Source organism: Panacibacter microcysteis, from assembly GCF_015831355.1.
GTDB classification, from domain to species: domain Bacteria; phylum Bacteroidota; class Bacteroidia; order Chitinophagales; family Chitinophagaceae; genus Panacibacter; species Panacibacter microcysteis.
Map to the genome: position 1 here is coordinate 1,672,444 of NZ_JADWYR010000001.1, position 15,293 is coordinate 1,687,736.

Below are 15,293 nucleotides of genomic sequence, written 5' to 3' on the forward strand. Positions count from 1 at the left end.
GTAATTCTTTTGGTCATAGTAAGATTGCTCAAAGTAATTCAAGAATACAATAACACCTAATATCTTAACAGTTTGGCAACAGAAACCTGTTCTCGTTTTAGATGCATTTTCAAAATTAGCTAACTTCATTTCTTTAATACCTGTTATGCATCGTACATTTTTATTCTTACTGGTTTTCATTGCTGCTGCGGCGCATGCACAACAAACAGATGCAAAACTGCAGGCAGCAATTGCCACCCTGGTAAAGGGCTTTAATGGCAACATAGGTGTATACGTGCATGATCTTAAACACGATAAAATTGCTGCAATAAACGCAGATACGGTTTTTCCAACGGCGAGTATTGTAAAAATGCCTATTCTGCTGGGCATCATGAACAGGATACAAAAAAGAGAATTGCAGTACCACCAGCGGCTTACATATACCGACTCGCTTTTTTACAATGAAGGAGACGATATACTTGCATCTTTTAAAGACAGCGCTACCATAGAACTTAGCAAGGTCATCATGCTTATGCTAACCACAAGCGATAACACAGCGAGTCTGTGGTTGCAGGGCCTGGCCGGTGGCGGCACCCAAATCAACAGCATACTCGACAGTCTTGGCTTTACAAACACGCGTGTAAACAGCAGAACACCCGGCCGGGAAACCAACAGGAGCCTGTATGGCTGGGGCCAAACAACCCCCAAAGAGATAGCTCAGATGATGGAGCGTATTGTAATGGGACATTTACTGGGTGCGCCAGATGGTCAAATGTTGCGGCTGCTGGGCCGGCAGTACTGGGACGAAGAAGCTTTGTCGCAAATTCCACCCGGTGTGTTTACAGCAGATAAAAATGGTGCCGTAGATGCCAGCCGCGATGAGATCGTATATGTAAACAGCGCCGTAAACCCTTATATATTCAGCATTTTTACCAAAAATAACAAAGACACCAGTTGGCAGTATAACAACGAAGCGTGGGTGCTTACACGCAAATTGTCTGCCTTGCTGTGGAAATACTATAACCCCAAAAGCAACTGGCAGGCGCCGCCGGTATCTAAAGAAGAATAAGGTGGGCCGGGCAGTTGCATTACTATGAAGCTTCTGTTGCGTCGCACACTTGTACTGCAGTACCCTGTGCAGCACGCAGGGTACAGTCTGCGTATACTTTTACAGTCGTTTACGAGCAGACTTTACAGACAGCCTGCCTGCATGTTTTTACTGCCGGGTAAGGTCTTTCACAAAAATCAAAGCACTAACTTGAATCTATTGCATTTTACTGTAATTTCACGGCTCGAAAAAAAAGTAGCATAGTGCATGTTGCAAACGAGGTATCGCTGCCGAATAATGTGATGGCGTACAAGTGAGTGACACAACCACAGTTCAATAGCAGCTATGCAGCTAAGTACAAAAATTGAATATTTAAATCTTACATACCAATGGCAGAAGTGATTTTAATGCCCCGTTTGAGTGATACCATGACAGAAGGTGTTATTGCGGCATGGCATAAAAAACCAGGAGACGCGGTTAAGAAAGGCGACCTTTTAGCTGAGATTGAAACAGATAAGGCAACAATGGAGCTGGAAAGTTACCAGGAGGGTACGCTGCTTCATGTTGGTGCTGATAAGGGAGGTAAACTGCAGGTAAACGACCTTTTGGCCATTATTGGTAAGCAGGGTGAAGATGTGAGTGCACTTGTTGCACAGCATAATGGCAACGGAGGTAATGGTGCTGCTGCGCCTAAAGCAACAGAAGAAGCGCCTAAGAAAGAAGAGCCTAAAAAAGAAGAAGCCCCTGCACAACCTTCGGGCGGTGGCCGCATAGATGTTGCTGCAATGGAAGAGGTAGTGTTAATGCCACGTTTAAGTGATACTATGACCGAAGGTGTAATTGCAGGCTGGCACAAAAATGTTGGAGATACAGTAAAAAAAGGCGAAGTACTGGCCGATATTGAGACTGACAAAGCCACCATGGAACTGGAAAGCTATAAAGAAGGAGTTCTGTTATACCAGGGTGCAAAAGCAGGCGAAAAAATACAGGTGAATGACCTGCTTTGTATCATTGGCAAAGAAGGGTTCGATGTGAATAAAGTATTGGAAGCAATGAAAAACGGTGGTGGTGCAGCAACGGCGCCGGCCGAAACAAAGGAAACGCCAAAGGCGGAAAGCAGCGCTTCTGCGCAGGCTGCCGCACCTGTAGCTGAACAGCAGGTAGTGAATGAAGGCAGAATTTTTGCATCTCCCCTGGCTAAGAAAATTGCCTCTGAAAAAGGGATAGACCTGAAATATGTAAAAGGTAGTGGCGATAATGGTCGTATTACCAAAACTGATATTGATAATTATAAGCCTGCTGATGCGCCGGCTGCAAGCGCTGCACCCGCTGCGGCTCCTGCATCTAAAGCCACCACTGCGCCTGTAGGCCAGGAAAGCTTTGAAGAAGTGCCGGTATCGCAGATGCGTAAAACAATTGCACGCCGCCTGAGTGAAAGCCTGTTTACAGCACCGCATTTTTATCTTACCATGAGTATTGATATGGATGCCTGTGTTGCTGCACGTGCGAAACTGAACGAAGTAAGCAGTGTAAAAATAAGTTTCAATGACCTTGTACTGAAAGCGGTGGCAGTGGCACTGAAGCAACACCCTAAAGTAAACAGCAGCTGGCTGGGTGATAAGATAAGGATCAACCACCATGTAAATATTGGGGTGGCAGTAGCCGTGGATGAAGGTTTGCTGGTACCGGTGGTACGGTTTGCGGATGCAAAATCTCTGAGCCAGATTGCTACAGAAGTAAAAGACTATGCAAAGAAGGCAAAAGACAAGAAACTGCAGCCTTCTGACTGGGAAGGAAGCACATTTACCATATCTAACCTTGGTATGTTTGGCATAGACCAGTTTACCGCCATTATTAATCCGCCGGATGCATGTATATTGGCTGTGGGCGGCATATCCCAGGAGCCGGTAGTCAAGAATGGAGCCATTGTACCAGGCAATGTGATGAAGGTTACACTAAGCTGCGACCACCGTGTGGTAGACGGTGCTACAGGAGCCGCATTTTTACAAACTGTAAAAAGCCTGCTGGAAGAGCCTTTAAGAATGATGATTTAACAGTAAAAATTGTTTTGTTATAAATGGCGGGCTTGTAAAAGCCCGCTTTTTTATTGCTACAATAAAAGGTTTTTGTAAAAAATATATTGTGTACGCGGACTAGCCAGGAGTGCTGAATAATGATGGGAACGATGAACGGAGTGCGACGCAACAGGTGATGCCACAAGCACTGCAGCCGGCAACATTATATGGCTAACTTTTCCGTGACTCGAGTGTAAAACCTATGGTGGTACCTACGTCTGGCTTGCTGCGTACATGTATAGTCTGGTTATGGGCCTCTATAATATGTTTGCAGATAGAAAGCCCGAGACCGGTGCCTCCTACATTGCGGCTGCGGCCGGTGTCTGTGCGGTAGAAACGTTCGAATATACGCAGGAGGTGTTCTTCTGCTATGCCTATTCCATCATCACTTATCTCGATGAGTACATGCTGGTCGTCTGTATTGTAAATGCTGGCAACAATATTGCCGCCGTGCACACCGTATTTGATGGCATTTTCAACCAGGTTGGTAAGTACGCGTCCTATTTTCTCTTTGTCTGCGAAAACATATACAGGTTGTTCACAACCCTTTTTTATAGAAGCTCTGATATTTCGCTCAACCATTTTTATGGTGAGTGTTTCAAATACATATCGGATAAGATCCTGTATAATAAAATTTTCTTTATAAAGGGGTTGCTCACCGCTTTCAAGTTTGGTTATTTCATCAAGGTCGCTTACAAGATTTACCATACGTTCTACATTCTTATAAGTATTTTCCAGGAAGCGGCGGTTTACATTTGGATTTTCAAGGGCACCATTTAAAAGTGTGTCTACGTACCCTTGTATGCTGAAAATGGGTGTTTTAAATTCATGTGAAAGATTCTGAAGAAATTCTTTTCGGAACTGCTCATTGCTGCGCAGCACTTCTATTTCAGCCTTGCGTTGTTTGGCCCAGTCTTCCACATCCTGCCTCACTTCGTCTATACTTTTGTTGGGAAGAATGTACTTGTAATACATTTCTTCTTTTTTGCTGGCCTTGGTCTGGTAAATAAACTTATAGATCAGTTTTATTTTGCGGTAGATAAAAGACTCCAATACAAATCTTATGAGCAGGTAGTTGCCAATAAGTGTAATGGCAAGCGCAATAATACCTGCGTAAATGTTATCGCTTACAAGATAGAAAGCAATACTCACAGGCACCGATAATACCAGTGCTGTTAACAGGGATAAATTTACTGGAGAAAGATTTTTTGTTTTGAACATTGCAGGCGAAGCTAAACTAAGTGCAATTTAGTATGGATAGAATTATGAAAGCAGTAAGGCGTTATCAGAAATATGCAAATGGTTTCCGGAGTGCACAGCTGCTGAAGATGCCCGGGATTACATGTTGAACTTGTAACCCACACCTTTTACGGTGGTAATACAATCAAGATCGAGTTTTTGCCGGATTTTGCGAATGTGTACATCGATGGTTCTGTCGCCAACGATTACTTCCTGTCCCCACACCTGGCTTAATATTTCGTTTCTCAGGAACACCCTTCCCGGTTTGGATGCCAGCAGGTACAGTAACTCAAACTCTTTTTTTGCCAATACGATGTCTTTGCCTTTGAGTGTAACCACAAACTTTACAGGATCAATTGTGAGATTGCCGATTGTGAGGGCTTTATCGTCTGTGTCTTTGTGTATTCTTCTGAACAGTGCATTTACACGGCTTACCAACACTTTCGGGCTAATGGGTTTGCTTACGTAGTCATCGCCGCCGGATTCAAGTCCTTTTATATGAGATGTTTCGTCGTTTAATGCTGTAAGAAATATGATCAGCGTTTCTTTAAATGCTTCGTTGCTTCTGAGTACCTGGCAAACCTCGATCCCGGTTTTATACGGCATCATAATGTCAAGTATGATCAGGTCCGGTTGAACTTTCTTTGCCATGTCCAGTGCTTCATTCCCGTCTTTTGCAGTATAGATCTCATAACCTTCACTCATCAGGTTGTAACTAATGATCTCCAGTATATCTTTTTCATCATCAGCTATCAAAACCTTTTTCATCTTGTTTTCCATTAACAATTCCTTTACACAAAAATAATTTTACAAATTCATTCTGGCATAGTAAACGCATTATCTAATTGTTAAGTGAAAACTATGCTACCTTTGCAAGGTCAGATAAGATTTTGAGAAGCACTACTTTTATAAATGAAAAGATACCTTATACTTTCGGTTTTACTTGGTTTGTTTTACCTGGTTAATGGCCAACCTTCTTCCGATACCAAAATTCCGTTATCCCGTCTTTACTTTCATGAAATCCTTGACGGCACCCAAAAGAAGCTTCTTGCCATGGACGGCAAGGAAGACAGTCTTTTTACACTTACCCCGAATGAAAAGGTAAACACTGACGTAACGGCTGCCGCAACAACGGGTGTAAATAATATCAGAAAAACAATCGAGGCAGATTCAACACTCGACAATAATGGGAAGATAAAATTTCTACGTGGTCTGAATGAAATACTTAACAGCTACATGTACAAAGCCAGGGTTGATTCAGTGAAGTATTCACTTTTACCGGCTATTATCGATGCTTTTGAAGAATGCATGCCGCTTGAAAAAGAGGGTGAATCAATAGAAGGAAAAGTATACAATTACTCTTATGAGCTAGGCAACATATTGCTTCACAATATTGCATTCAATAATAATATGGGTTATGAAAAAGCCAACAATATTGTATTGATTAAATATTGCGACAAGTACCGCAACAGGGCGCTCCCCTTGCTTACACAAAATCCTGATCTTCCTTTTGCAGACAGTCTGGTAGCTCAAATTGCCAAACGTGATCCTGAAAGCATTTATACTTATGCAGCGGCGTATAATAAGCTTGCCTCCAACATCAGGAAAAACCCTGATTCGCTTGTAAAAGTTATTAGCCGCATGGCGCAGTTGAAAACAGGCAGGCAGTTGTTTCCTTTTCTTGATAATATCTATCGTGGCAGGTTATCGTTTGACGATGTAACGGCTGTGATGGATAATGATGTAAAATATTACAAGTTGCTGGTGCAAACGGCTATTGATTACGCCGATCTTGCCCGCATAAAAGACACGCCTATGGCAGCAGATGGCCTGCGTGCAAAAATGCAGGGCAAGGCCGCAGATCCTTTTATAAACGAGATCAACGGTTTGCACGATGTAAACGATGAGCGGGTAAGGTTTAAAATACTTGAGCCCCTTAGCCCCCAGGACCTGTACTACCTGGCCGTAGAAGGCGAAGAAATTATATATACATCGAGCTATGTAAAAGGTGTTTACCCGAGAATATGGCAGAGAATGAAAAATCCAAAATCAGATTCCCTGCTGATGAATGTGCGCTTCGACCATTTTAAAAAATGGATAAAGATTGCCTCCAACTACAACACGCTTGATGATTTTCTGAAACGCATGGATAACAACAATGCGCAGGTACTAATGAAAGCATTTGTAAATAACCTGCATAAAACAGAAAGCCTGGAAGATGCTGTTGATGTAGCCAACTCTTACGCAAGTATTGATGATGCCAATGTACGCAACCTCATTCTTACACAGGTACAGTGGAACTGGCAGGAAGGCAAAAAAGCAAATGATGAAAGACGCACAGATATCTATGGTATTTTAAATACGCTTTTTCTTTCCATGGACTCCACAAATAAAATCGATGTATCTAAAGAGTTGGATATACCGCCTGTGTATTACATGCCATACAAAGACTTGCAGGATAGTGCCAAAAAGATCATTGTGCAGCAGTTCTTTTATGGCGATAAGGATGGTAAGGCTTCTTTTGCCGGTTTTATGAATTACTTCAGCAACGCCAACTGGAAAATTACGCCAAGTGCAGAATGGGTTACGGTTGCATCTACCAAAGGAGTGCCGGTTGTTATTTATGCAAACCGTCCGTTAGATGATACAAAAGGGCTCGATGCAAAAGCACAGGCTGCATTAAATGATTATCTCTATCAAAAAAATCTTTCGCCAACAATTGTTATACATCGCGGCCACAGCTATTGGTTGCCTTCAACACTCGAGCAATTACCAGAGTCAGCCAAAATTGTACTATTGGGTAGTTGTGGTGCCTACCAAAACCTCGATAAAATATTGCGCATATGCCCCGGTGCACAGATCATTGCATCCAAACAAACAGGAAGTTTAAATGTAAACGACCCTATGATTGCGCTTATTTTAGAAACGCTCCGGCAGGGCAAAGACCTTAACTGGCCGGTACTATGGTCAACGCTTTCTAAGAAAATGGGTGGTAATGGTTTATTTGATGATTATGTGCCACCACACAAAAACCTCGGCGCCTTGTTTATTATGGCGTATAAAAAATTACAGGAAAGAAAAGAAATACAGTCAGGGCAGGTAATGAAATAAATGATGAGCCCGGCTGCAAAACATGCATGTAACTTTCGTTGCGTCGCACTCTTGTACGCCTGTAACAATGCTGAACAAACGCGGAGACCAGAGCAAAATTTTATCTTTCGATCAAGGCTACGTCAACCTTGTTGCCCGCAGAGCAACACGCCGTATACAATGCTTCGCAAAGCTGCATAACGAACAGAAAGTACAAGTGAGTGACACAACAGGCGATGACCAAAGTACTGCTGCCGGTTACATTATAGTGCCCCGGCATTCTTTTTTTCCATTACAACCTTTTCTACCGTAGCAGGAAAATACTCGTGCTCCAGTGCATGAATTCTTTGTGCAAGCAATGCCGGCGTATCTGATGGATATACAGGGCAGGTGACCTGCAGAATATGATCTCCATGATCATACAGTTCATCTACAAAATGAATGGTAATACCGCTTTGCGTTTCTTTATCTCTTATTACAGCTTCGTGCACAAATGAGCCATACATTCCTTTGCCACCATACTTTGGCAGTAATGCCGGATGTATGTTGATGATATTGCCCTGGTATGCTTTTATAAGCTTTTCCGGGATCTTCCATAAGAACCCTGCAAGCACAATAAAATTAATATTGTAAGCCCTGAGTTCATCAATGTAAGCATTACCCCTGAAGAAAGTTTCCTTTTCTATAGTTAAGAATGGGATGTTATGATCTGCAGCAATTTTTAGCACACCGGCACCAGGTTTATTACAAACTATAAGACTTACCGTTATGCCTGGGTGATGGTTAAAATGCCCGATGATTTTTTTTGCGTTGCTGCCTGCTCCTGATGCAAAGATGGCCAGGTGAACTTTGTTGGATGACACTTTTAAACGATGTTATTTGTGTTTTGAGATATGTAAAGGACGTTTATTAACAGGTAAGTTTATACAAAATGGATAATAAAATTTATGCGCTGATAGTTTTGCTTTACAATATTATAAGTGATGAAAAAGGAGCTTAAAAAAAATTTTATAGCAGTGGGGTTTTGTCAAATTCCTGTCATACTTTTGCGGGCACTCAGGTACATTTTTCCACATCTAGACAACAGAATTGTGAATATGACCCACTATAGAAGCATTATTTCGAAACTAACTTTTGTTGCGGTTCTCTGTTTTTCGGTGCTTTTCAGTAATAATAATTTATTCGCTCAGGATGGTAAGGCGCTTTTTTCGCAAAATTGTGCATCTTGTCATGCTATAGACAAGCAGTTAACTGGTCCTGCATTACGTGGTGTGGAAGATCGTTGGAGCAGCAAGGAGAATTTGCATGCATGGATCAAAAACAGCCAGGCTTTTTTGAAAACCGGAGATCCTTATGCCAATAACCTTTTCAATCAATTCAATAAGATTGCGATGAACTCTTTTCCCGGTCTTTCTGACCAGGATATTGACGCGATACTCGGTTATATAAAGAGTGCACCTGTTCCGGGCCCACAAAAAGAAGGAACTCCGTCTGCAAATCCAAATGATGCAATGGCTGAGGAAGGTGATAACACTTTACTGTTTGGCATACTTACGTTGATTCTTGCAATCGTATCATTTGTATTATTGCAGGTTAACGCTAATCTTAAGAAACTGGCAAGCGATAAAGAAGGTCTGCCTGCGCTGGAGCCGGTGCCTGTTTGGAGAAGCAAAACTTACATCATGTTCGGTACGCTCGTATTATTCATGGTGGGTGGTTACTTTACTGTAAAAGGCGCAATCGGCCTTGGTCGCCAGCAAAACTACGAGCCCGAACAACCTATATTTTACTCTCATAAAGTGCACGCAGGCGTAAACCAGATCAACTGTTTATACTGCCATGGCGGTGCGCAGGACAGCAAGCACGCTAATATACCGTCTGTAAATGTTTGTATGAATTGCCATATGGCCATTAACGAGTATGCCGGAGATCCGTTATACACGGCTGAAGGCAAAGAAATAAACGGAACAGAAGAAATCAAAAAACTGTATTCATATGCGGGTTATGAACCCGGTAAACCATGGGATGCTTCCAAAGCAAAACCTGTTGAATGGGTAAAGATCCACAGTTTGCCTGATCATGTTTATTTCAATCACTCCCAGCACGTTTCTGTGGGCAAGGTTCAATGTCAGACCTGTCATGGAGAAATTACCAAAATGGATGAAGTTAAACAGTTTGCTGAATTGAGCATGGGCTGGTGTATTAACTGTCATCGTTCTACAAAAGTTCAGTTTGCTGATAATGGTTTCTATAGTATATACGAAAAATATCATGATGCGATCAAAAATGGCACAATGGATAGCGTGACTGTAGAAAACATCGGAGGAACTGAGTGTCAGAAATGCCACTATTAGTGGAGAACCCGCACAGGCGGTTAATAACTAAACTTTTTTATTCAATCATATAAAAGTCCCACTGTGGGATTTAGGGCATATGAGTAACAACAAGTATTGGCAAAGTTTCGGCGAGTTCAATAATTCAGAAGCATATCAAAAGGCTGGACAGGATGAATTCAAGGAAGAGCTTCCTTTTGAAGCCGCTGAAGGCAAATCTTTTATGCATGCTGAAGCTCCGCGAAGAGATTTCCTGAAATATTTAGGGTTTAGCACCGCTGCCGCTGCATTAGCTGCAAGTTGTGATATACCGGTAAAGAAAGCAATTCCTTTTGCCAATAAGCCTGAAGATATTATTCCGGGTGTAGCAAACTACTATGCTACTACTTATGTGCAGGATGGTGATGCGGTAAGTATTCTTGCCAAGGTAAGAGACGGCAGGCCGATCAAAGTAGAAGGTAATGATCTCTCCCCTATAACAAATGGCGGTACATCTGCCCGGGTGCAGGCCTCTGTACTTGATTTATATGATACAGCACGTTTAAGATTTCCAACCATTGATAAAAAGGAAGTAACGCTTGAAGCAATAGACAAAGCTTTAGCAGGTGCTATAGGTGGATTGGGCGGAGCGCCGGTGGTGTTACTTACAGGTACCATTAATTCACCGTCTACGCTTGCTGTTATCAGCGAATTCCTGGCAAAATATCCGGGAAGCAGGCATGTCGTATATGATGCTGTTTCTTACAGTGGCATGTTACTCGCCAACGAAGCAACTTATGGTAAGAGAGCCATACCTGCTTATCGCTTTGATAATGCGAAGACAATTGTAAGTATAGGAGCAGACTTTTTAGGTACATGGTTATCACCTATTGAGTTCTCTAATCAATATGTTAAGGGCAAGAAACTGAACGAGAAAAGCCCTGAAATGAGTAAACATATTCATTTTGAAACAGTTGCCAGCCTTACCGGTTCAAATGCTGATGAAAGATTTTTGCACAGGCCATCTGAAACTGCTGCCGTTGCTGCCGCTTTGTTAAGTGCAGTAAATGGTCAGGGTGCAACGGCTGTAAGTGATCCAAAACTTAAGGCAGGTATTGAAGAAGCCGGCAAATTGTTGGCAGCAGGAAAAGGCTCAGCCCTGGTTGTTTGCGGAAGCAATGACGTAAACACGCAAATCATCGTGAATGCCATTAACGAAGCAATTGGCGCAAACGGTACAACAATCGACTGGTCTGTTACAAACAATTCGAAAGCGGGAATTGATGCCGACTTCGCAAAGCTTGTTGAAGACATGAATGCGGGTGCCGTAGGAGCGTTGCTTATTCACGGAGCCAACCCGGCATACACATGGTTTGATACAGCAAAAGTTAAAAGCGGTATTGCAAAAGTGAAGGTGGCCGTTTCTTTTAATCCTAAACAGGACGAAACTACCCTGCTTTGTAAATATGTTATTCCTGATAATCATTTCCTGGAAAGCTGGGGAGATGCAGAACCTAAAACAGGTTACTTTTCCTTTATGCAACCTACCATTCATCCGTTATTCAAAACACGCCAGTGGCAGGATAACCTTTTGAAATGGAGTGGTAACACAGTTGATTACGCAGGCTATGTAAAAAATTACTGGGGTACAAAACTTGGTGGTGAAACTGCCTGGGATAAAGCTTTGCAGGATGGCGTAGTAAACCCTTCTCAATCTGCAATAGCAGGTGGCACATTCAATAGCACACCAGTAGCAGCAGCTATAGGCGCTGCCGGTAATAAAAAAGGCGGCGGTGTTGAACTCGTGCTTTATGAAAAAGTGGGTATCGGTGTAAATGGTGCAACAAACCCATGGTTACAGGAGATGCCTGACCCGATAACGAGGGCTACCTGGGATAACTACCTGGTAATTTCACCGGCCAAAGCAAAGACTTTACTGGATATTGATCTTAATAATGGCGGTCAGTCAGACTCGTATGAAGTTCACCCTGAAAAAAAGGTTGTTACAGTTAGTGCGAATGGCAAGTCAGTAAGCCTTCCCGTTTTGATTATACCTGGCACACATCCTGAAACAGTAGGTATTGCAATTGGTTATGGAAGAAATGCGGAAATGGGCAAAACTTCTGATAAAGTTGGTCAGAATGTATTTCCTTTTGCAAGTCTTGTAAATGGTACAGTTAACTACACCATCGCTGCGGTAGACCTTAAGCTTACCGGAGACACTTATAAAATTGCGCAGACACAAACACATGGTTCTTACGATACCAGCCAGGGTAAACGTGTGGAAGTAATGAAAGAACTTACGCTGGCTGAATTTAAAGCGCACCCGGATGAAATACTCGAAGAGCGTGAAGCAGAGTTAAAACCATTTGGCGGTGTTGAAAATTTTGAAAAGGAAGGTACGATATACCCTTACTACGAAAAACCAGGTGTAAAATGGGGGATGAGTGTTGATCTTAACTCCTGTACCGGTTGCGGTGCCTGCGTGGTAGCATGTAATGCTGAAAACAACATACCTGTAGTTGGAAAGAGTGAAGTTGCACGCTTTCATGATATGCACTGGATGCGTATTGACCGGTACTACAGCGGAGACCTTGAAAACCCAAATGTGGTGTTTCAGCCAATGCTTTGCCAGCACTGCGACAATGCACCATGCGAGAATGTTTGCCCGGTTGCAGCAACCAACCATAGCAGCGAAGGTCTAAACCAGATGACTTATAACCGTTGTATTGGTACAAGGTATTGCGCCAACAACTGTCCTTATAAAGTACGCCGTTTTAACTGGGCTGATTATACCGGCGCTGACAGTTTCCCTAATAACCAGGATCAAAAAATTGTTGGTCATCTTGATGATGTTGTTCATGTAATGAATGATGATCTTACAAGAATGGTGCTTAACCCGGATGTGACGGTACGCAGCCGCGGTGTGATTGAGAAATGCTCATTCTGCGTACAACGTTTGCAGGATGGTAAACTGAAAGCTAAAAAAGCGAGCAGGCCACTGGAAGACAGCGACATAAAAACTGCCTGCCAGCAAAGCTGCCCTACCAATGCAATTGTTTTTGGTAATGTGAACAGTGGCGTGAGTATGATAGCCAAAACAAGAAAAGAAAATTCCAAGCGTACATTCTACGTAATTGAGCAGGTACATACTTTACCGAATGTTAACTACCTGGCAAAAGTTCGTAATAAAAAAGCTGAAGAAGCAGCTGCACATCACGAAGGATAATGAAAGCGCATCGTTTGCTGAGTAGCGGACAAAGCGTTGCAGTGAGTGACACAACGGAAGCTGAAAAGAGATAGTTAGTTGATTACATAAAATTCTCTTCCTGAAAAAGAGAAAGAATAAAATAACCAGATCAAATGAGTCTTAAGTACGAATCGCAATTAAGGGAACCGCTGGTGTATGGCACTAAAGATTATCACCAGGTTACAGAAGATATCTGCAGGCCTATTGAAGCAAAACCAAGTAAGCTTTGGTATATAGGTTTCTTTATCTCTGTTGCATTGCTCTTATTTGGTGTTTATGCAATCTACAGCGAGGTTACCTACGGTGTTGGTCAGTGGAACCTTAATAAGACTGTTGGCTGGGGTTGGGATATTACCAACTTCGTTTGGTGGGTTGGTATTGGTCACGCCGGTACGCTGATCTCGGCTATCCTTCTGCTTTGGAGACAGGGCTGGAGAACGGGCGTGAACCGTGCTGCGGAAGCGATGACGATCTTTGCCGTTATGTGCGCCGGGCAGTTCCCGATATGGCACATGGGCCGTGTTTGGATGGCGTTCTTTGTAATGCCTTATCCTAATACCCGCGGTCCGTTGTGGGTTAACTTTAATTCGCCGTTGTTGTGGGACGTATTTGCGATATCGACCTACTTCACTGTTTCCTTACTTTTCTGGTACAGCGGTCTGTTGCCGGATTTTGCTACCGTACGCGACAGGGCCAAAACAAAACTTCGTAAAAAATTATATGGTATAGCAGCCTTTGGCTGGACTGGTTCTACCAAACACTGGCAACGTCATGAGTCACTTTCACTGGTGCTTGCAGGTTTGAGTACACCACTGGTACTTTCGGTTCACACGATCGTATCTTTTGACTTTGCTACTTCGGTTATACCGGGTTGGCACACAACTATCTTCCCTCCTTACTTTGTTGCCGGTGCAATCTTCTCGGGCTTTGCGATGGTGCAGACCCTTATGCTCATCTTGCGTAAAGTATACTCACTCGAAGATTATATTACCCTTGGGCACATAGAAGCTATGAACAAGGTTATTGTACTAACCGGCTCAATAGTAGGATGTGCTTATTTAACCGAATTGTTTATGGGTTGGTACAGCCAGAACAAATATGAAGGTTATACATTCTGGTACAGCCGTGCAAATCTGTTCAGTCCCTACGGATGGAGTTACTGGGGTATGATGGCATGTAACGTAATCAGCCCACAGATATTCTGGTTCCGTAAAATGAGAAGAAACCTGTTCGTAACATTCTTCATGAGTATTATTGTAAACATCGGTATGTGGTTTGAGCGTTTTGTAATCATTGTAACATCACTTTATCGTGATTACCTGCCTTCAAGCTGGTCTGTTTACTACAGCCCTACTATTTGGGAGATCGGGTTTTATGCGGGTACATTCGGTTTGTTCTTTACCTGTTTTTTCCTGTTCTCAAAATATTTCCCGGTTATCGCAATTGCTGAGATCAAATCAATTCTTAAAACAACCGGGGAAAGTTATAAAGACACAGTTACACCGGTTGAAGAGAAACCACTGGAAGAGTTCGTGCACACATATGCGCATGCGCATTAAAAAATTTGTTCTTTAAATACCGGCATTTGAATCACGGATGAGGCACCTGTTGCGTCGCAATCCGTTCATCGTTCAGCACATTGATGATCAGATCCGGGTAGCAATAACGAATGCTGGCACAAGCAGCATAAAGCAAAAACCACTATGGCACAAAAGAAATTTGTAGTAGGTTGTTTTAAAGATGAAGATGTTTTATTCCCGGCGGTAAAGAAAGTAAGAGTTGCGGGATATAAAATTCATGATGTTTATACACCTTTCCCGGTGCATGGCCTTGATCATGCAATGGGTTTAAGAGAGACAAGTCTTCATACAGCCGGATTTATTTATGGTATTACCGGTACTTCGACAGCGCTTGGCTGCATAAGCTGGATTCTGGCAAAAGACTGGCCGTTGAATATTGGTGGTAAACCCCATTTTGCTTTGCCCGCCTGGATACCCATTATGTTTGAACTTACCGTTCTTTTCGCTGCTGTTGGAATGGTGCTTACATTTTGTTATCTCTGCCAGTTAGCACCTTTCCTGAAAAAGCATACGTTTCATGCAAGAGCCACAGATGATACTTTTGTTATGGTAATTGAGTGCACCGCAAAAACAAACGTAGAAGATCTGAAAGGTTTTCTTGCAAGTGCAGGCGCACAGGAAATAAGTGTGCAGGATGCAGAAGCAGGTTGGTGGTTAGGTACATACGATAAAGACCAGCAGCTAATTAAAGAAAAAGAAGTAAGCATCGCATAATTAGAA

At 42.7% G+C, this 15,293-nt stretch carries 10 protein-coding genes; 7 read left to right on the plus strand and 3 right to left on the minus strand.

Annotated elements, in window-relative coordinates; genetic code table 11:
* Positions 1-145: 145 nt before the first annotated feature.
* Complete coding sequence (locus I5907_RS06810; protein WP_196989961.1) at positions 146-1,048, plus strand: serine hydrolase; 903 nt, start codon at positions 146-148, stop codon at positions 1,046-1,048.
* Positions 1,049-1,416: 368 nt separating this feature from the next.
* Complete coding sequence (locus I5907_RS06815; RefSeq protein WP_196989962.1) at positions 1,417-3,081, plus strand: pyruvate dehydrogenase complex dihydrolipoamide acetyltransferase; 1,665 nt, start codon at positions 1,417-1,419, stop codon at positions 3,079-3,081.
* A 192-nt stretch (positions 3,082-3,273) separates the two neighbouring features.
* Here I5907_RS06815 and I5907_RS06820 read toward each other — a convergent pair whose 3' ends face one another.
* Positions 3,274-4,323, minus strand: a complete 1,050-nt coding sequence (locus tag I5907_RS06820) for a sensor histidine kinase (protein WP_196989963.1) — start codon at positions 4,321-4,323, stop codon at positions 3,274-3,276.
* Positions 4,324-4,440: 117 nt separating this feature from the next.
* The gene (locus tag I5907_RS06825) at positions 4,441-5,109 is read right to left on the minus strand and encodes a response regulator (RefSeq protein WP_231401987.1); all 669 of its coding nucleotides are present in this window, start codon (positions 5,107-5,109) and stop codon (positions 4,441-4,443) included.
* A 144-nt stretch (positions 5,110-5,253) separates the two neighbouring features.
* On the opposite strand from I5907_RS06825, the gene I5907_RS06830 reads away from it, so the two are divergent.
* A complete protein-coding gene (locus I5907_RS06830; RefSeq protein WP_196989965.1) occupies positions 5,254-7,452 on the plus strand; it encodes a hypothetical protein in 2,199 nt (732 codons plus the stop codon).
* 242 nt (positions 7,453-7,694) lie between these two features.
* Here the strand turns inward: I5907_RS06830 and purN are convergent, their stop codons facing one another.
* Positions 7,695-8,294, minus strand: coding sequence for a formyltransferase family protein (gene purN, locus I5907_RS06835; RefSeq protein ID WP_196989966.1), 600 nt, complete (start codon positions 8,292-8,294; stop codon positions 7,695-7,697).
* A 234-nt stretch (positions 8,295-8,528) separates the two neighbouring features.
* On the opposite strand from purN, the gene I5907_RS06840 reads away from it, so the two are divergent.
* The 4 genes from I5907_RS06840 to I5907_RS06855 all read left to right on the plus strand — a co-directional run bounded on the left by I5907_RS06840 (position 8,529) and on the right by I5907_RS06855 (position 15,287).
* A complete protein-coding gene (locus I5907_RS06840; protein WP_196989967.1) occupies positions 8,529-9,785 on the plus strand; it encodes a c-type cytochrome in 1,257 nt (418 codons plus the stop codon).
* A 79-nt stretch (positions 9,786-9,864) separates the two neighbouring features.
* Positions 9,865-12,972: a TAT-variant-translocated molybdopterin oxidoreductase gene (locus I5907_RS06845; RefSeq protein ID WP_196989968.1), complete on the plus strand. Its 3,108-nt coding sequence runs from the start codon at positions 9,865-9,867 to the stop codon at positions 12,970-12,972.
* A 134-nt stretch (positions 12,973-13,106) separates the two neighbouring features.
* Positions 13,107-14,552 carry an NrfD/PsrC family molybdoenzyme membrane anchor subunit gene (gene nrfD, locus I5907_RS06850; protein ID WP_196989969.1) on the plus strand — a complete coding sequence of 482 codons (1,446 nt, stop codon included), beginning with the start codon at positions 13,107-13,109 and terminating at the stop codon, positions 14,550-14,552.
* 144 nt (positions 14,553-14,696) lie between these two features.
* Complete coding sequence (locus I5907_RS06855; RefSeq protein ID WP_196989970.1) at positions 14,697-15,287, plus strand: DUF3341 domain-containing protein; 591 nt, start codon at positions 14,697-14,699, stop codon at positions 15,285-15,287.
* Positions 15,288-15,293 lie beyond the last annotated feature (6 nt).